This is a genomic window from Corynebacterium glaucum, from assembly GCF_030408855.1.
Taxonomy (GTDB): domain Bacteria; phylum Actinomycetota; class Actinomycetes; order Mycobacteriales; family Mycobacteriaceae; genus Corynebacterium; species Corynebacterium glaucum.
This window is the reverse complement of sequence record NZ_CP047358.1, coordinates 480,842-497,296: the sequence shown is the minus strand read 5'-3', so window position 1 is coordinate 497,296 and position 16,455 is coordinate 480,842. Positions and strand designations below refer to the sequence as shown.

At 63.0% G+C, this 16,455-nt stretch carries 17 protein-coding genes; 6 read left to right on the top strand and 11 right to left on the bottom strand.

The window, feature by feature from the left end:
- Positions 1-19 precede the first annotated feature (19 nt).
- Positions 20-706 (top strand): hypothetical protein, encoded by a 687-nt coding sequence (locus tag CGLAUT_RS02470; RefSeq protein WP_290186107.1) that lies wholly within the window; start codon positions 20-22, stop codon positions 704-706.
- Positions 707-714: 8 nt separating this feature from the next.
- On the opposite strand, the gene bsaP is transcribed toward CGLAUT_RS02470, so the two are convergent.
- Positions 715-918: a biotin synthase auxiliary protein BsaP gene (bsaP, locus tag CGLAUT_RS02465; RefSeq protein WP_095659326.1), complete on the bottom strand. Its 204-nt coding sequence runs from the start codon at positions 916-918 to the stop codon at positions 715-717.
- Positions 918-2,006, bottom strand: coding sequence for a biotin synthase BioB (bioB, locus tag CGLAUT_RS02460; protein ID WP_290186105.1), 1,089 nt, complete (start codon positions 2,004-2,006; stop codon positions 918-920). The genes bsaP and bioB overlap by 1 nt, the downstream gene beginning before the upstream one ends.
- 220 nt (positions 2,007-2,226) lie before the next feature.
- Between bioB and CGLAUT_RS02455 the strand changes: the two genes are divergently transcribed.
- The gene (locus CGLAUT_RS02455) at positions 2,227-3,024 is read left to right on the top strand and encodes a CAP domain-containing protein (RefSeq protein WP_290186103.1); all 798 of its coding nucleotides are present in this window, start codon (positions 2,227-2,229) and stop codon (positions 3,022-3,024) included.
- A gap of 45 nt (positions 3,025-3,069) precedes the next feature.
- On the opposite strand, the gene CGLAUT_RS02450 is transcribed toward CGLAUT_RS02455, so the two are convergent.
- Positions 3,070-3,987 (bottom strand): exodeoxyribonuclease III, encoded by a 918-nt coding sequence (locus CGLAUT_RS02450; RefSeq protein WP_290186101.1) that lies wholly within the window; start codon positions 3,985-3,987, stop codon positions 3,070-3,072.
- A 78-nt stretch (positions 3,988-4,065) separates the two neighbouring features.
- Here CGLAUT_RS02450 and CGLAUT_RS02445 point away from each other — a divergent pair, with 78 nt between their 5' ends.
- Positions 4,066-6,252 carry an NADP-dependent isocitrate dehydrogenase gene (locus CGLAUT_RS02445; protein WP_290186100.1) on the top strand — a complete coding sequence of 729 codons (2,187 nt, stop codon included), beginning with the start codon at positions 4,066-4,068 and terminating at the stop codon, positions 6,250-6,252.
- Positions 6,253-6,418: 166 nt separating this feature from the next.
- Here the strand turns inward: CGLAUT_RS02445 and CGLAUT_RS02440 are convergent, their stop codons facing one another.
- Positions 6,419-7,111, bottom strand: coding sequence for a TetR/AcrR family transcriptional regulator (locus CGLAUT_RS02440; protein ID WP_290186097.1), 693 nt, complete (start codon positions 7,109-7,111; stop codon positions 6,419-6,421).
- A gap of 104 nt (positions 7,112-7,215) precedes the next feature.
- Between CGLAUT_RS02440 and CGLAUT_RS02435 the strand changes: the two genes are divergently transcribed.
- The gene (locus CGLAUT_RS02435; RefSeq protein WP_290186095.1) at positions 7,216-8,136 is read left to right on the top strand and encodes an NAD-dependent epimerase/dehydratase family protein; all 921 of its coding nucleotides are present in this window, start codon (positions 7,216-7,218) and stop codon (positions 8,134-8,136) included.
- Between the two features lie 55 nt (positions 8,137-8,191).
- Positions 8,192-9,346: a homoserine O-acetyltransferase MetX gene (metX, locus tag CGLAUT_RS02430; protein ID WP_290186093.1), complete on the top strand. Its 1,155-nt coding sequence runs from the start codon at positions 8,192-8,194 to the stop codon at positions 9,344-9,346.
- Here metX and CGLAUT_RS02425 read toward each other — a convergent pair.
- The 6 genes from CGLAUT_RS02425 to CGLAUT_RS02400 all read right to left on the bottom strand — a co-directional run bounded on the left by CGLAUT_RS02425 (position 9,343) and on the right by CGLAUT_RS02400 (position 15,387).
- Complete coding sequence (locus CGLAUT_RS02425) at positions 9,343-10,992, bottom strand: ABC transporter permease (protein ID WP_290186091.1); 1,650 nt, start codon at positions 10,990-10,992, stop codon at positions 9,343-9,345. The two genes, metX and CGLAUT_RS02425, sit on opposite strands and share 4 nt — an antisense overlap.
- A 21-nt stretch (positions 10,993-11,013) precedes the next feature.
- Positions 11,014-12,087, bottom strand: a complete 1,074-nt coding sequence (locus tag CGLAUT_RS02420; protein WP_290186090.1) for an ABC transporter substrate-binding protein — start codon at positions 12,085-12,087, stop codon at positions 11,014-11,016.
- A gap of 45 nt (positions 12,088-12,132) precedes the next feature.
- Positions 12,133-13,140, bottom strand: a complete 1,008-nt coding sequence (locus CGLAUT_RS02415) for an ABC transporter ATP-binding protein (RefSeq protein WP_290186088.1) — start codon at positions 13,138-13,140, stop codon at positions 12,133-12,135.
- A 102-nt stretch (positions 13,141-13,242) separates the two neighbouring features.
- The gene (locus CGLAUT_RS02410) at positions 13,243-14,043 is read right to left on the bottom strand and encodes a DUF1266 domain-containing protein (protein ID WP_290186086.1); all 801 of its coding nucleotides are present in this window, start codon (positions 14,041-14,043) and stop codon (positions 13,243-13,245) included.
- Between the two features lie 54 nt (positions 14,044-14,097).
- A complete protein-coding gene (locus CGLAUT_RS02405; RefSeq protein WP_343898702.1) occupies positions 14,098-14,499 on the bottom strand; it encodes a DUF3017 domain-containing protein in 402 nt (133 codons plus the stop codon).
- A 9-nt stretch (positions 14,500-14,508) separates the two neighbouring features.
- A complete protein-coding gene (locus CGLAUT_RS02400; protein WP_290186084.1) occupies positions 14,509-15,387 on the bottom strand; it encodes a bifunctional methylenetetrahydrofolate dehydrogenase/methenyltetrahydrofolate cyclohydrolase in 879 nt (292 codons plus the stop codon).
- A 43-nt stretch (positions 15,388-15,430) separates the two neighbouring features.
- Here CGLAUT_RS02400 and CGLAUT_RS02395 point away from each other — a divergent pair, with 43 nt between their 5' ends.
- Positions 15,431-15,895 (top strand): tRNA (cytidine(34)-2'-O)-methyltransferase, encoded by a 465-nt coding sequence (locus CGLAUT_RS02395; RefSeq protein WP_290186083.1) that lies wholly within the window; start codon positions 15,431-15,433, stop codon positions 15,893-15,895.
- An 18-nt stretch (positions 15,896-15,913) separates the two neighbouring features.
- Here the strand turns inward: CGLAUT_RS02395 and CGLAUT_RS02390 are convergent, their stop codons facing one another.
- Positions 15,914-16,378 (bottom strand): MarR family winged helix-turn-helix transcriptional regulator, encoded by a 465-nt coding sequence (locus CGLAUT_RS02390; RefSeq protein ID WP_290186081.1) that lies wholly within the window; start codon positions 16,376-16,378, stop codon positions 15,914-15,916.
- Positions 16,379-16,455 lie beyond the last annotated feature (77 nt).

The following is a 16,455-nucleotide window of genomic DNA, read 5'->3' as shown; positions in this document are numbered from 1 at the left end:
CCCAAGGAGACCAAGAGCGATGAAACTTTTCCTGAATCCATTCGCACGAACCTCGTACCTCGCAGTGTTCGTCTTATTGCTCATTGCAATGCCCTTCGGTCGGTACTACACGGGAGACGGAGAGCTGTGGACTATCTGCGGCGGGATCGCACTCCTGGCTCTGTTCGCCTTCGGCGCTTCCAAATGGGCAGCACTCAATCAGTTGGGAACGAGTTTCAGCCACTGGGTGAAGTCGGCGTTGACAGTCGCACTGGCCGTCACGGGCATTCTCGCTGCCGCCACTTCTGCCTCGTCGATTGCGAACCAGTACCGCAACCCCCACTACCGGGCGTACGACATTTTTCTTGTCACCAATAATCAACCCGACGAGATCTTAGAAGTGCCACGTGCGGGTCAAGACGCCTCCACCATGCTTGCGACGTTGGCGGTGACGTTCGCCTTCCTGTTCCTGGCCGCGATTGTCGGAATCGCAGTCGGGGTGTCGGAGGATGCCGCTAACAGGTGGGTGCCGTTGATCGTCGGTATCGCGGTCGCTGGCCTGCTCCTCGGCTTCGCCTACGCGCAAGCATATTGGGGCTATGCAGAAACAGAAGGAATGGCGACCCCGTCGTCAAGCGTCGTTTGGATCATGCTCGGCAGCGGCGCACTCGTGATCGCTTGTACCGCGATAGCCGCGATTGCCCGCACCCCGCGCTTTGTGAAGTAGCGAGTACGTTAGCGCTCGAGCCACTCCGAGCGCAGGATCCCGTGGCGGGAGCAGGTAGCTTCCCACGCCACGGGGTTCATTTTCACCACCATGCGGCGCCCGCACAGCGGGCAGATGCGCGGTGCGTCGTAGGGACGGGCCGGGTCGAGCGGGAGCTGGATCTCGCCGCTCAGCACCGCATCAGCGAGCTCCGTTGAATCGGGAACGCGCATTAGAGGGACTTCAACGTGTCGTACAGCGCACCGTGGCCGGAGTTCTGCTTCTGGCCGACCGGGGTGATGGAAAGGTTGAGGTTGGAATCCATGACGCGGTCGACGGCGTCGCGGTCTTTCTCCATCGGACGGCCGAACGTCGTCAAGTAATTGCCCCCGATGATGGCGTTCGCGCCGCCGAGCAGGCCGGCCTCCGTACCGTCGTCGCCAAGCGCAAGCTCCGTTCCACCCGCAAAACGCAACTGGGTTGAGGGCATGGCTAGGCGGAACGCTGCGACCGCGCGCAACGCCTCACCCTGCGGGACCAGCGGGCGGTCGGCGAACGGTGTACCCGGGCGCGGATCGAGGAAGTTCATCGGAACCTCGTGCGGCTCGATCTCTGCGAGCTGGGCCGCGAACTCCGCGCGCTGCTCGATCGTCTCACCAAGGCCGATGATGCCGCCACAGCAGGTCTCCATACCCTCGGCCAGGACGTGCTCGAGGGTGTCCTTTCGCTCCTGCCAGGTGTGGGTGGTGACCACGTTGGGGAAGAACGACTTCGCCGTTTCGAAGTTGTGGTTGTAGCGCATGACACCCATCTGGGCGAGCCTGTGGGCCTGTTCGCGGGTGAGGATGCCGAGCGACGCGGAGATGGAGATGTCAACCTCGTCGTTGATGGCGGTGATCGCCTCAGCAACTTGGTCAAGCAGAGCGTCCGTCGGGCTCTTTACTGCGGCGACGATGCAGAACTCGCTTGCGCCCATCTTTTCCGACTGCTTCGCAGCCTCGACCAATTCAGCAATGTCGAGGGTGACGGCGCGTACGGGCGACTCGAAAAGACCGGATTGAGAGCAGAAGCTGCAGTCCTCCGGGCATCCGCCGGTCTTCAACGAGATAATGCCTTCCAGCGACACGTCCACACCGCAGTGCTTGATGCGCACCTGGTGGGCGAGGTCGAGCAGTTCCTGGAGACGGTCGTCCTCGATTTGCAGGATCTGCAGGATCTCTTCCTGATTGAGGCCTTCGCCGCGCTCAAGGCACTTCTCACGGGCAATGTCGAGAATGTCGGTGCTGGTGCCAGATTCGGTGTGGGCAGTAGTAGCAGTCATGGTGATCAACTCCGTTCTTTCGCGGCTGCGTGCGCGATTGCAATGGAGTGTAGCCGAGTCATTGAACAACGTTCAGCGTTATTCCGAAGTATTGGAGTTGCATAATAACTTCCTGTGTTACATTTCAGTAACGAAGCTGTTTGCGCTAAGGTCTCTCGTCGGACGTAAGCCATTAGCGGACCTGCATTAAACGTGAGTGACCTTGATTGAGAGGGCGAACATGCCACCCATCCCGCTTTCCAAACTCGTCTCCGGACTTGCAACGCTTCTCGCGATCTTGGCTTCCCTGACGACTGGGCACGGCACACACGTCCCCCCGGCCGAACCAGCCAAACCGGAAGGTGCAGTCGCGCACGAGACAGCTGCGCCCCCGTCTCTCGATCCATCGGCACCGGCACCGGCGCCGGGTCTGCCGCTTCCGAACAACGCAGCACCGAACGCGCAAGATGCAGCACCGGCGCCTGCTGCACCGCCGGCGGACGCCGCCCCGAATTTGCCTCTAGTTGACGCTGGGGCTCCTGTTCCACCGGCCGCGCCTGCTCCCGCACCCGCTTCAGCAGCTGCACCGATTCCCGGTGCACCTGCCGCCGCCGCTCCTGCCGCGGCTCCCGCGCCGGCGGCACCGGCGGCGCCGGCAACGGTCAAGGAGCCGACCATTCAGGAAGCGATCATCGACGCGACGAACCGTTTCCGCGCTGAAAACGGCCTCCCGCCACTCAAGCCGTTGCCCGAGCTCAACAAGGTCGCGCAGGATTGGTCCGATATCCAAATGAACCAAGACCGCATGTACCACAATCCCGACTTCGGTCAGCAGTACCCGAAGGGGTGGCGACGCGCCTTGGAGAACGTGCTGCAGAACTGGAACACCGCAGACGCGGAAGCCCTCGTCGCGCAGTGGGCAAACTCACCCGGGCACCGAGCGAACATGCTCAACCCGGACATCACCCACATCGGCGTCGGTGTCGCCGACACCGCCAAAGGAAAGCGCTACGCGACGCAAAACTTCGCCGCGTACTAGTTGCGTCGCCGCCGCGCGCGCATCAGCCTTTAGCAGCGTGGCTATTTAGCGGTACTCCACCAGAAGAGGCGCGTGGTCGGACCACCGCTCTTCCACCGTTGGCACTTTGTCCACCCACGCACGTTCAGCGCGCTCGAGCATGTTCGCTGTGGCGGCCTGGACATCGATGCGCCAGCCCGCGTTGTTGTTGAACGCCTGCCCGCGGAAAGTCCACCACGTGTAACCCGCGTCAGTCGGGTTCAAACGACGCGCGACATCAAACCACTGCGGGTCGTCGCAGGCGACGCGCGCTGGGTTTCGGGAGGCGTAATCCACCGCGCCAGCCCAGCCGGCGACAGACTTTGCGTCGATGTCTTGCGCTTCCTCATCCGGGAAGCACCCGAATACCGCATCCATAAACGCGCGCTCATGCGGCAAGAACCCGGACTTCTTCTGGTTGGTCTTCCAGTTCTTCAGGTCCTCGCGGCGGTGGCAGATGTTCCAGTCGCCGCCGATCACCATGTCCGGATGCTCATCGGCCCACTTCGCAAGCAGTGGCTCGAAGGCGTCCAAGAACCGATACTTTTCATCCTGTTTGGCGGTACCGGCAGAGCCTGAAGGAAGGTAGAGGGAGGCGACAACGGTGCCGTCGTCAAGCGATGCGCTGATGAAGCGACCTGCATCCTCGAAGCCTGCGATGCCCACCGCAATGTTGGAAAGTGGGGTGCGCGAGAGGATGCCGACGCCCGCGCGGCCCTTTGCTCCCGGCGCTTCAGCAGGCGCGACCGCCAAGTGCCAGCCCTGCTCCAATGCCGGTGCCAGCGCGGCGCGTGCCTCGGCTTCGGTGGCGCGGACCTCCTGCATGAGTACAACATCAGCGAGGGTGTCGATGAGCCAGGCGAGCATGCCTGGGTTGACCTCACTTCGCACCTTGGTGGCGGCGCGGATGCCGTTGACGTTGACGGATGCGATGGTGAGGCTCATGGATTCCGACCCTACCGGGCAACAGGAAACTGTAAGCTGTGGGGCTGAACACAAAGCAACCGTATTTAGAGGAGCACTATGTCTAAGATCATCTGGACCCGCACCGACGAAGCGCCGCTGCTCGCGACCTACTCGCTCAAGCCGATCGTGGAGGCATTCGCATCCCAGGCTGGCATCGACGTGGAAACCGCTGACATCTCACTGGCCGGCCGCATCCTGGCGCAGTTCCCGGATCGCCTGACCGATGAACAGCGGATGGACGATGCGCTCGCGCAGCTCGGTGAGCTGGCGAAGACGCCGGAGGCGAACATTATCAAGCTGCCGAACATCTCCGCGTCCCTGGTCCAGCTGAAGAACGCGATTAAGGAGCTGCAGGCCGCCGGCTTCGACATCCCGGAGTACGAGGATGCGCAGGAGAAATACGACGCGGTGAAGGGCTCCGCCGTGAACCCGGTGCTGCGCGAAGGCAACTCGGACCGCCGCGCGCCGGAGGCCGTGAAGAACTTCACCAAGAAGCACCCGCACTCCATGGGCGAGTGGTCGTCTGACTCGAAGACCAACGTGGCCACCATGGACGCAGGCGACTTCCGCCACAACGAGAAGTCCGTGATCATGCCGTCCGACGACACGCTGCAGATCAAGCTGGTCAAGGCCGACGGTTCCGAGGAAGTGCTCAAGGACGGCCTGCAGGTCATCGAGGGCGAGGTTGTCGACGGCACCTACATGTCCGCCAAGGCGCTGGATGCGTTCCTGCTCGACGCCGTGCAGCGCGCGAAGGACGAGGGCGTGCTCTTCTCCGCCCACCTGAAGGCCACCATGATGAAGGTCTCCGACCCGATCATCTTCGGCCACGTCGTGCGCGCGTACTTCAAGCCAGTCTTTGACAAGTACGGCGAGGAGCTGCTGGCGGCAGGCCTCGACGGCGAGAACGGCCTCGGCGCAATCTTGGACGGCCTTGGTTCGCTGGACAACGGCGAGGAGATCAAGGCTGCATTCGAGCAGCAGCTTCACGACGGCCCGGCGCTGGCGATGGTGAATTCGCACAAGGGCATCACGAACCTGCACGTGCCGTCCGACGTGATCATTGACGCGTCGATGCCGGCAATGATCCGCACCTCCGGCCACATGTGGAACGCGGACGACCAGGAGCAGGACACCCTGGCCACCATCCCGGATTCCTCCTACGCCGGTGTGTACCAGGTAGTGATCGACGACTGCCGCGCGAACGGCGCCTACGACCCGACCACCATGGGCACCGTGCCGAACGTTGGTCTAATGGCGAAGAAGGCCGAGGAGTACGGCTCCCACGACAAGACCTTCAAGATTCCGGCCGACGGCAAGGTGCAGGTCGTGAACTCCGCCGGCGACGTACTGATCGAGCACGACGTTGAGAAGGGCGACATCTGGCGTGCGTGCCAGACCAAGGACGCCCCGATCCAGGACTGGGTCAAGCTGGCCGTGGACCGCGCCCGCCTGTCCGGCATGAAGGCGATCTTCTGGCTAGATCCGGAGCGCGCGCACGACCGCAACATGATCACGCTCGTGGAGAAGTACCTGGGCGACCACGACACTGAGGGCTTAGACATCGAGATCATGTCCCCGGTCGAGGCCACCAAGGCATCCGTCGAGCGCATCCGCCGCGGCGAGGACACCATCTCCGTGACCGGCAACGTGCTGCGTGACTACAACACCGACCTCTTCCCCATCCTCGAGCTGGGTACCTCCGCGAAGATGCTCTCCGTGGTCCCGCTGATGGCTGGCGGCGGCTTGTTCGAGACCGGCGCTGGCGGTTCCGCACCGAAGCACGTGCAGCAGGTGCAGGAGGAAAACCACCTGCGCTGGGACTCGCTCGGCGAGTATCTTGCGCTGGCCGAGTCCTTCCGCCACGAGAAGAACTCGAACGGCAACGAGCGCGCTGGTGTCCTGGGCGACACCCTGGACCGTGCGACCGAGACCCTGCTCAACGAGGGCAAGTCCCCGTCGCGCAAGGTCGGCGAGATCGACGACCGCGGCTCCCACTTCTGGCTCTCCCTCTACTGGGCTGAGGAGCTGGCGAAGCAGACCGAGGACGCCGAGCTGGCAGAGAAGTTCGCGCCGGTGGCAGAGCAACTGCGCGCTAACGCCGAGCAGATCGACAAGGAGCTCATTGACGCGCAGGGCGGCGCGGCTAACCTCGGCGGCTACTACTGGCCGGACGAGGACAAGACCAACGCTGTGATGCGTCCGTCCGCGACCTTCAACCAGCTTATCGACGGCCTGAAGTAACGCTTCACCGCCAAGACAGCGGTCGGACCGGGACAACGTTTCCCGGCCCGACCGCTTTTCTGTGTATCTGCGTGCGCCCAGCGGACCTCGATCGAGGTTTCGCTGCGGTCGACGGCACCCCCTCGTAGACGATCTCCGCCTCGCCCGCTACTCGCCGCCTAGCTAGTTACTTGCCGAACAGCGCGCGCATCGAACGGTCGACTGAGCGCAGGAAGAACTCCTCCGGGTCGCGCAGCGTGGCCTCGCCAAAGTGCCCAAACACCTCGGCAGAAATCAAGCCGATGAGTTTCGCCCACAGCTCAAGGCCCAACTCCACCACATCCAGCTCCAACCCTGGAGTCTCATCCTGTCCGATCGCGTAGAGGTCCTCCATAAACACTTCGCTGCGCGCCCCCGCCACCGAGCTCGGCCGCGCATCCTGAAGGAGCTCACCGAGGAGCGCGATCACTCGAGTGCCGGCCGCACCAGTCGCTTCCGCCGGTGCATGAAAATTGGCTACAGGGCTGCCGTAGATTAGGGCCCACCTCTGCGGGTACGCCAGCGCCCACCGTCGCATCGCCGCCGCCAAAACCCGGCAACAATCAGCCGCCGCCGTATCCGCCGCTTGCGCGCCCAGTTCCGACTCCACCGCCTCCGCTAGCTGCGTGTACGACGCGGCAATGAGCGTGGTCAGCAGCCCTTCCCGGTCTGGAATGTAGCGATACAAAGCCGACGGGCTAATCCCAAGGTCGCGCGCAACTGCTCGCAGGTTCACAGCCTCCACTCCCCCCTCGTCAAGGTGGGCAAAGGCAAGTTGCTCGATCCGCTCCTCGGTTCGCAGCCGCGCCAGGGCTCGCGGGCCCAGCTTATCGACGGTCATACCGCCACCCTATCAAACGCGAACCCTGTTCTTGTTTCCTCCATCACCTTGGCTTACACTCCCAACGAGAACATCATTCACTTTTGAGAGCAGGAGTCTCGGACATGAGTTCAACATTGGTTATCGGTTTTGGAGCGGTTGGGCGAGCGGTCACGAAACGTCTCATTGCGCAAACATCGAGTGCGCAGAAAGCAGGCGTCACCGTGATGGCCCGATCGGACCGTCAGGTACCCGCAGGAGCGGACCTCTTCATCGGCGACGCCTCGTCCTCGACCGACCTACACCGGGCCCTCGATGCCAGCGGCGCAGACCGCATCATCTGCTGTACCCACGCCGCGTACACGGAAGCCGCCTGGCGTTCCCAGCTCATCCCGCTGGAACGGGCGGTACTCAACGCAGCAGCAGAAGTGAGCGCGGAAGTGGGCGCGCACGTCACCTTTCCCGAGTCTGTCTACGCTTTCGGCCCAGGCGTGCACACGGTGACGGCGGAGAGCCGGGTGGGCGCGACCGTCGGCAAGCCTGGCGTGCGTGCTGAACTGCTTGCCGCACGAGACGCTGCTGCCGCGCCTACCGCTTCGGTAGTCGCTTCCGACCTGTACGGGCCGGGATGCGGCGAATCGATGGTGGCCCACGCGCTGATCATTGACCGGGTGCGTGCCGGAAAGCGACCCCTCGCGCTGATCGACGCCGATGTGCCGCACGCTTTCACTTATATCGACGACTACGCCCGCGCGCTGGTGGACGCTTCCGCGGGGCGCGCAACCGGGATCGTCCTCACCCCCACCGCCGAACCGATTACGCAGCGCGACTTTGCAACGCTCGCGGCGGAGGCGTTCAACGCCGAACATCACCGCCCACTGACGCTGCGACCGTGGATGCTGCGCGTAGCCGGCATCGCCGACGAGAATGTTGGCGGGCTGCGCGAAATGACGTGGCTGTGGGACAGCCCGCGGGCGCTCGAATCCGACCTCGATTGGGCACCGACCCCTTATCGCGACGGTCTCGCGAGCCTAGCTAGAAGCTGAATAAAAACTAGACCGCTTAGTCCGCCTCACGGTGGGGCGGTCTACAGTTGGTCGCATGTCTGACACCAGCACGGCCGCGCCCCAGCTCCCGATAGAAGGAGAATTGTGCACCGTCGCCATCGGGAACTTCAGAACCGAGGCAGGCGCGAACATTGCTGAGACTGCCATCGCGTTCCAGCGCTGGGGCGATTTCAAGGGCGACCCCCACGGACAGAACAACGTCTTGCTTCTCGAGCACGCCCTGACCGGCGACGCGAACGCCGCCAACTGGTGGGACGCAGTCATCGGCCCAGGCAAAGCGCTGGACACCGACATGTGGTGCGTGATGTGCACCAACGCGCTCGGTTCCTGTTACGGCTCGACCGGCCCCGCGAGCACCCACCCCGACGGCAACGCGTGGGGCTCACGCTTCCCCGCCATCTCGATCCGCGACCAAGTGAACGCGGAGGCGGCCCTGCTCGAGACGATCGGAATCACACGGGTGCACGCGGTGCTCGGCGGTTCCATGGGTGGTGCGCGCACGCTGGAGTGGACGCTGCTGCACCCGGAGCGGGTCGGTTTCGCGCTGGTGCTTGCCGTTTCCGCGCGGGCGAGCGCCTGGCAGATCGGCATCCAGTCCGCCCAGATCAGCTCGATCACCCGCGACCCGGACTGGCACGGCGGCGATTACCACGGCACCGGACGCTCCCCCGATGCCGGTCTCGCCGCCGCACGCCGCATCGCGCATCTGACGTACCGCGGCGAGTTAGAGATCGACGAGCGCTTCGGCACCTCCGCCCAGTCCGGCGAGAACCCGCTCGGCCCGTTCCGCGCCGACGATCAGCGGTTCGCGGTCCAGAGCTACCTCGAGCACCAGGGAAAAAAGCTCACAGAGCGTTTCGACGCCTCGTGTTACGTCGCCCTGACCGAAGCACTGAACCGCCACGACGTCGGCCGCGATCGCGGCGGGTTGAACAAGGCGCTGCATTCCATCACGGTGCCGACCATGGTCGTCGGCGTTGACACCGACATTCTTTACCCCTACCACCAGCAAGAACACCTGTCGCGAAACCTCGGCAACCTGCTCGCAATGTCGAAGCTGTCCTCCCCCGTCGGCCACGACGCGTTCCTGGTGGAGGCGCGCCAAATGGACCGCATCCTGCGGCAGTTCATCACGCTGACGGAGCACTACGCCGCCGAGCAGGCCGATAGTCCGCGCAACGACTGCTAGCGCCGCGCACGCCCCTGCCACCAACGGATCAGCACCAGCACCGCCGTGGAAGTGCCCACGCCAATCAGGGTCATCGCCATCGCCTCAGCGCGGTGCCCCTGATCAAATTGGTTCATGATCCACGGCGCAAGCAGATTAATGCTGGTCGGGCGGATCAGCGAGGACATCACCAGCTCGCGGATGCCCACGAAGAACGCGAGCAGCCAGCCAGCAAAAATGCCCGGCGCGAGCATCGGCAGCGTCACCCGCCAAAACGCCTGTCCCCTGGTCGCGCCAGAAATCGCCGCCGCCTCGTGCAAGGTTGGCGACATGGACGCGGCGGAGGTCTTGATGTTTTGCACCGCCATCGGCATGAACAGCACGGTGAACGCCATCACAAGGATGAGCTGGCTACCGTACGGGGTCCACGGCAGGCTCGGGGAGTTCCACAGCAGGATAAAGCCGATCGCAAGCACGATGCCGGGCACAGTGTCGGGAGCCACAGCAAGGAAGTCGGAAATTCGGGCAGAGAATGCTTGTCGACGCATCGTCAGCAGCGTCACCGCCAAAGCCAACACCACCGATGTGGTGGCGCCAATTGCGCCAAGGGCGATGGAACGCGTGAGCGCTTCCTGCCCCGATGGCATCGATAGGACGATGCCGAAGTAATCGAAAGTGAGGTTGTTCAGAGTCGGCGGCTTGGAGCGCAGGATCGTCATCGATGCCAAGATGATGGAGATGTACGGGATCAGCACCGTCAGCACGAACACGATGGCCGTGTAGAGCCAGGCAAGTGCCATGCCTCCCTGTGAGATGTTCAGCGAGACCGGGCGCGAGACACGCCCACCACTCGCTAAGCCACCACGGCCTGCCCACTGCTGCATCGCCCACGCCATCACGCCCAAGAAAAAGAGCACGCTTGACGACGCCGCCGCTTTACTGAAGTTCAGCGGGTCGATGGTCACATCCTGGTAGATGGACGAAACCAGGACCGGGTAACCGATCGCGTTGCCCAGCGTCACCGGTGTACCGAACTCGCCGGCTGCCTTGATGAACACAATCAGTGCACCCAGCGAGAAAGGCCCGAGCACCATCGGCAAGATAACGCGGGAAAACTGCTGCCAGCGGCTCGCGCCGGCGACCTGGGCCATTTCAAGCTGCGACGCTGGGATGGAGGCCAGACTGTTCCGCAGGATCAGGTACAGGAATGGAAACAGCTCGGCGGCCATCACAAATCCCATGCCCCAGACGGAGTTGATGGCAGAGCGCACGGTGTCGCCAAGCATTGGCCCGAGAAGCATGTCCGCAACGCCGCGCACTCGCGTGAAGTCCATCCAAGCCATGGCGGCAGCGAACGGCGGTGTCATGAACGGGATCATGATCACGATCTCGACCCAGCCGGCGCGACGCATCGGCGTCCACGCGCGGAAGAACACGAGTGGAGCGGCAAACAACGTGGAGAAGAATACGACGAGGACGGAGAGCCAGACGGTGTTGAGAATGACTCGCACCATCTGCGGCTGCCACAGCGTATCCAGGGCAGGATCATCACCCCGGTATCCCGTCACCGCGGTCACCAGCACTGACGCTAGCGGCGCGGCGACCAGGATAAGCAGGATCAGCAGCACCGGGTAAATGCCCGCGTTGACTCCCCGTTTCGTCCTCATAGTTACAGCGATCGCTTGCGGTTACAGGTAGCGCTCCGCGAAGACCTCACGGATGTTCTTCGACTCGGAGGAGATGGCCTTCCAATCGTCGGAGATCTGCTTGATGTCGGACAGAGCCGGGCCGTTCTTCGGCTCAACGTTCTTGTTCGCCGGGATCATGTTCTTCGACGCGGAAATCTCCTGAGCCTCCTCAGAGAACATGAAGTCGACGAATGCCTTCGCCGCCTCCATGTTGTCGGTGGTCTTCATAATCATCACCGGGCGCGGGGTGACGGTGGTGCCGGAGGACGGGATCACGATCTCCAGCGGCTCACCCTTGTCGCGCGCGGAGTAGGCGGAGTAGTCGACGCCGCCGAAGACAATGCCCTTGGAACCGGAGGTGACCATGTCGAGCGCCGGGCCATTTGCGCCCTGGACGATCATGCCGTTGTCGAAGAGCTTGTCAAACAGCTCCCAAGTCTTGTCTTCGCCCCACTCAGCGACCATGGCGGCAAGCAGGTCAGCGGCGGTACCGGACTCGCGAGGATCCGGCATGATCACCAGGTCCTTGTACTTTTCGTCGGCGAGCTCCTCCCAGTCGGACGGGACATCGGAGACCACGTCGGTGTTGGCAACGATAGCCAGCGCGGAGCCGTCGCGGCCGTGGAAGGTTTCATCATCAGCGTTCCACTTCGGGTTCGCGTCTGCGATGTTCTCCGGAGCGTACGCCTCGAGCGCATCGCTTTCACCCTGCTTCGCCGCTGCGTTCCAGGACGCGAGGTAGACCACGTCGGCCTGCGGGTTCGCCTCCTCAGCGGTGATCTTCGCGGTGATCTCGCCGGTGGTGCCAGCGAAAACATTGACGGTCACGCCGGTGCGCTCCTGGAACGCCTCGACGAGCGCGTCGGTCAAGCCCTGCGGGTTAGCGGAGTAGTAGTCAATGGAACCGGACAACCCTTCCGGGGCCTCCCACTTGCCGGCAGTCTCGCCGGACGTGGCGGCAGTGGTGGCGTCGTTCGCACCGGTGGTGGCGGTGTCGTTGGATTCGACGGAGCCGCAGGCAGCCATCGAGAATGCAGCGGTGAGGCCAACGATGGCCGCGGCAAACTTTTTCATGTCGGGAAATCTCCTTGTAGGGAAACAATGGGGTGAGATAGGGGGTTAAGAACGCGCGTTGACGGTCAACAGGACTCGATCTCCGCGGTTGAGGCGGTGCCGGGTGTACGCCAGCCACGGTTCCGGAGCGCCGTCCACATTGCAGCGGATGTCGTAGCGCCCGCCTGTGTACTGACTTTCCAAAACCTCGCCGACGACGGAGTTCGCCGGGAGCGTGTCCGGTCGCTTTCCATCAATCGGTGCCACTTCGACGTTCTCCGGCCGGTTCGAGGGCAGCGTCTCGTGTGTATTCGTAACACCGACGAACCCGGCCACAAAATCGTCTGCTGGGTGATCGTAAAGCTCCACCGGATCATCGAATTGACGCACGTCGCCGGCATTCATCACGGCTACCCGATCAGACATGGCGAGCGCCTCGGCCTGGTCGTGCGTCACATAAATCACGGTGAGGTTGAGCTCGTAGGCGAGACGCGTGAGCTCGCTGCGAATCTGAGTGCGCAAGGCGGCATCGAGCGCGGACAACGGCTCGTCCATAAGCAAAAGCTCCGGATCCGAGACGAGCGCACGGGCGATTGCGACGCGCTGCTGCTGCCCTCCCGAAAGCTCGTTGGGGCGCTGCTCTGCCTTTTGCGAAATGCCGACCATCTCCATCGCGCGGGCGACACGCTCCTCGCGCTCGGACTTACTGACCTTCTGCGAGCCGGTGGTCAGCGGAAACTCGACGTTCTTTGCCACCGTCATATGCGGCCAGAGCGCCAGATCCTGGAACACCATCGAAAGGTTGCGACGGTTGACCGGCACGTTCGTGTTGGGCCCGAACACCTCCTTGCCAGCGAACTCAATGACGCCCGCGTCGGGCGTTTCAAGGCCTGCGATACAGCGCAGCATGGTTGATTTGCCGCAGCCGGAGGGGCCGAGAATGGAGACGAATTCGCCCTTCCCGATGGTCAGGGAGGTTTCGTGGAGACCAGTGCCGTCGGGGAATTCCCGACGCACGTTGTGCAACGCGACCTGGGGCGCGCCCAGGCTGGTTGCGGATACAGCTGAAGTCACCCGGGCGAAGCTACGCTACCCGGGTTAATAGATAGTCGGGAATGGGTGAACTTCTGGTGAATTGATTGAACAATTCGACGCGATTGCAAATCCTTAAGTGCCTTAAGAGTGGGCACTTGGGTGCAGCGGGAAGCGCGCCCACGGCATCTCCTGCGACTCGAGACAGAAGATCGCCTTGTCGCGGAACTCGATGGAGCTCTCGTCGATGGTTTCCGACCACTTGGCACGACCGTAGAGGAAGCCTTCGGCATGCTCGCGCCAGTTCGCGCAGTGCTCGCGGGTGACTGCGAGGCAATTCGGCAGCAGCTGGCCAAGATCTTGGTCGTTGATCAAACCGCTGCGGTACGCCAGGCGCAATACCCAGGCCGCACGAGTGGTATCCCAGCCGACGAGGTTGCGCGGAAGTTGCGACGGCAACGCCTCGACAGACCTCGGATCGAGCAAGATATGTGCCCAGGCGTCGAACTCTCCCACCAGCTCCTCGATCCCCGCTTCAGTGCTGATCTGTGCCGCGGTTTCGCGCAGCTGCTGGTACGCGGCGGGACGCTGCTCAACAGGGGCGGCGACGAGCTGTTCCAGGCCGGGGCGAAAGAGGTCGTAGACCGGATCGCCGGCGTTCTCAAGCAATGCCCGAACGACCTCAATCGCAGACTCGCGCGAGGTGACGCCGTAGGCCTGCTCGAGGAAGTTCAACCACTTCGAGCGGCTGGACATGAACCCGAAGATCCGCTTCGGTTTCGACTGCTCGCCAGGGCCGTCGACCGGGTGCTCGGTACCGAGCGAGTAGATTGCGTCGACGCTGCAGGCGACGGCGAACTCGGGAGAGGTGTTCTCGCTGCGCATCTGCACCCACTGCCGTGACAGGACTTCGGAATCAGTAAAAGCTTGTTCGTAGGTTTGCACCCGGACGATACTAATCTAAGAGCTAAGTAAGGCCCCAATGAGAGGGAGCTAAACTTACGAGCCGAGCGAGTCGACAGACCATGCCAGCCACATCATCACCGCGCCGACACCGGTGCAAAATATCGCGTCGAAACGCCTCGAACGCACCGCGATCAGCCCGATGAGCTTCGAATCGCACGTCATTCGCAACACCGCGACCCACACCATCACCGCTCCGAGGGTAAACGTCGCGCGGCGCCAGTGTTCCGTCGCCGCGAACACACCAGACGCGACGAACCCCACCGCGAACAGCGCCACCATCACCCACTGCACCCACACCGGCAACACTGAAGGGCGGTTGCCAATGTCGTGCGGGTTGTCCAGGTTCAGCCCCGACGGCGCGGCGTCTGCAGACGCGGGTGGCTCACGTGAAGCGTCCGCAGACGCGGGAGCGGGTGGCTCGGACACGGCAGGCATGAAATCCGCCTACTTCGCCTGCGCGGCCTGCGCCGCCTGCGCCGCCTGGCGCTCAGCACTTTCCACAATGTTGCGCACCAAGAACGTGCGCGTCATCGGGCCGACACCGCCCGGGTTCGGGGACACCCAGCCAGCCTTCTCCCAAACATCGGGGTGCAGGTCGCCGACGGTTTTGCCGTCAACGCGGGACACGCCGACGTCGACAAGCGCTGCCCCCTCTTTGATCATGTCCGCCGTAATCATGTGCGGCTTGCCGGCCGCCGCAATCACGGCATCGGCGCGACGCGTCTCAGCCGCAAGATCCTTGGTGCCGGTGTGGCACAGCACAGTGGTCGCGTTCACATCCCGCGTAGTCAGCATCAGCGAGATCGGCCGACCCACCGTCACGCCGCGGCCCACCACACACACGATCGCGCCGTTCAAATCCACCCCGAAGCGCTCCAGCAGCTTAATCGTGCCATTCGGCGTGCACGGCAGCGGCGCCGGCTCGTTCAGCACCAGCTTGCCCAGGTTGACCGGGTGCAGCCCGTCAGCGTCCTTCGCCGGGTCGATCAGCTCCAGAATGCGGTTCTCGTTGAGGTGCTTCGGCAACGGCAGCTGCACGATGTAGCCGGTCACGCTTTCGTCCCGATTCAGCTCGTCGATAAGCGATTCAAGCTCTTCCTGAGTGGTGTCAGCCGGCAACTCCTTCTGAATTGAAGCGATGCCGAGCTCTTCGCAATCCTTGTGCTTCATGCGTACGTAGTTCTGGCTCGCGGGATCCTCGCCGACCAGCACCGTGGCCAGGCCTGGAGTGATCCCCTGCTCCTTGAGCGCCGCCACGCGCGATTTCAGGTCCGCGAAAATCTCCTCGCGGTAGAGCTTTCCGTCCAGTTTGATCGCAGTCACGCGGCTATTTTACCCATGGAGCGGAGTCCTTAAACTTAGCCGCATGCTGCACATAATCTTCGACAACCCCGTCATTCCCGGCAACACCGGCAACGCGATCCGGCTCGCCGCGAACACGGGCGCGCGGCTGCACCTCGTCGAGCCCCTCGGCTTCAACTTCGACGACAAACACCTGCGCCGTGCGGGGCTGGACTACCACGACCTCGCGGAAGTCACCATTCACCCGGATTTGAGCAGTTGCTTATCGACGCTTCGTACCAGCCGCGTTTTCGCCTTCACCACGCAAGCCACGCGCTACTACCACGAGGTGGCGTACCAAGACGGCGACGCGTTGCTCTTCGGCACCGAGCCGACCGGCCTTCCGCACGAGCATGCGCACCACCCGCGCGTGACCGACCGGCTGCGCATCCCGATGGTGCCCGGGCGGCGCTCGATGAACTTGACGAACTCCGCGTCGGTGGCGGTGTTTGAGGCGTGGCGCCAGCTCGGTTTCATAGGCGGGGTGTAGCCGGACAATCCGACATGATCATCGCTGCTCAATATTGGCCAGATGTTCCTGCGCTCTTTCCAAGTAGGCAGTGAACTGCTCAAACTCAGACGGCGAGAACGCCTCTTTCAAATCCTGCTCAATTTTGGCAACCACCTGATCGGCTTTCCGGACCAGCTCCTCCCCCTCTTTCGTCAACGTGTTGAGCAACACTCGAGCATGAAGATCAGTGTGACTTCGCTCGATAAGCCCTTTTCGTTCCAGGTTTTTGAGAATCGTCGCCATGGTCTGGGTTGAGACCAGGACCGTCCGAGAGAGCTGTGCGGCCGTCTGTTCCGGTTCCAGCTTCAGCATCATGAGGGTCACATACTGCGGGAGCGTCAGATCTAAGGGACGCAGAGCACGACTTTTCACGCGCTCGATCTGAGACTCAACCCTCTTCACACCATTGCCGAGCCGGCCGGCCATCTCTGCGTGAATCGGGTTGTGGCTTGGAGCTGACATGTGCGTTGTCCCATCGGTTAGTTAACGTCCGAACCCGATTCTAACCAGGGCCGATGCCCCGCTTACGCCCAGTCCTC

What these genes read in the sequence shown, in the direction of transcription:
- metX (WP_290186093.1), top strand. Translation starts at nt 8,192, where the DNA reads ATGTCTGACACCAGCACGGCCGCGCCCCAGCTCCCGATAGAAGGAGAA.
- bioB (WP_290186105.1), bottom strand. Translation starts at nt 2,006, where the DNA reads ATGACTGCTACTACTGCCCACACCGAATCTGGCACCAGCACCGACATT.
- CGLAUT_RS02395 (WP_290186083.1), top strand. Translation starts at nt 15,431, where the DNA reads ATGCTGCACATAATCTTCGACAACCCCGTCATTCCCGGCAACACCGGC.
- CGLAUT_RS02450 (WP_290186101.1), bottom strand. Translation starts at nt 3,987, where the DNA reads ATGAGCCTCACCATCGCATCCGTCAACGTCAACGGCATCCGCGCCGCC.
- CGLAUT_RS02445 (WP_290186100.1), top strand. Translation starts at nt 4,066, where the DNA reads ATGTCTAAGATCATCTGGACCCGCACCGACGAAGCGCCGCTGCTCGCG.
- CGLAUT_RS02425 (WP_290186091.1), bottom strand. Translation starts at nt 10,992, where the DNA reads ATGAGGACGAAACGGGGAGTCAACGCGGGCATTTACCCGGTGCTGCTG.
- CGLAUT_RS02440 (WP_290186097.1), bottom strand. Translation starts at nt 7,111, where the DNA reads ATGACCGTCGATAAGCTGGGCCCGCGAGCCCTGGCGCGGCTGCGAACC.
- CGLAUT_RS02405 (WP_343898702.1), bottom strand. Translation starts at nt 14,499, where the DNA reads ATGCCTGCCGTGTCCGAGCCACCCGCTCCCGCGTCTGCGGACGCTTCA.
- CGLAUT_RS02470 (WP_290186107.1), top strand. Translation starts at nt 20, where the DNA reads ATGAAACTTTTCCTGAATCCATTCGCACGAACCTCGTACCTCGCAGTG.
- CGLAUT_RS02420 (WP_290186090.1), bottom strand. Translation starts at nt 12,087, where the DNA reads ATGAAAAAGTTTGCCGCGGCCATCGTTGGCCTCACCGCTGCATTCTCG.
- bsaP (WP_095659326.1), bottom strand. Translation starts at nt 918, where the DNA reads ATGCGCGTTCCCGATTCAACGGAGCTCGCTGATGCGGTGCTGAGCGGC.
- CGLAUT_RS02390 (WP_290186081.1), bottom strand. Translation starts at nt 16,378, where the DNA reads ATGTCAGCTCCAAGCCACAACCCGATTCACGCAGAGATGGCCGGCCGG.
- CGLAUT_RS02435 (WP_290186095.1), top strand. Translation starts at nt 7,216, where the DNA reads ATGAGTTCAACATTGGTTATCGGTTTTGGAGCGGTTGGGCGAGCGGTC.
- CGLAUT_RS02455 (WP_290186103.1), top strand. Translation starts at nt 2,227, where the DNA reads ATGCCACCCATCCCGCTTTCCAAACTCGTCTCCGGACTTGCAACGCTT.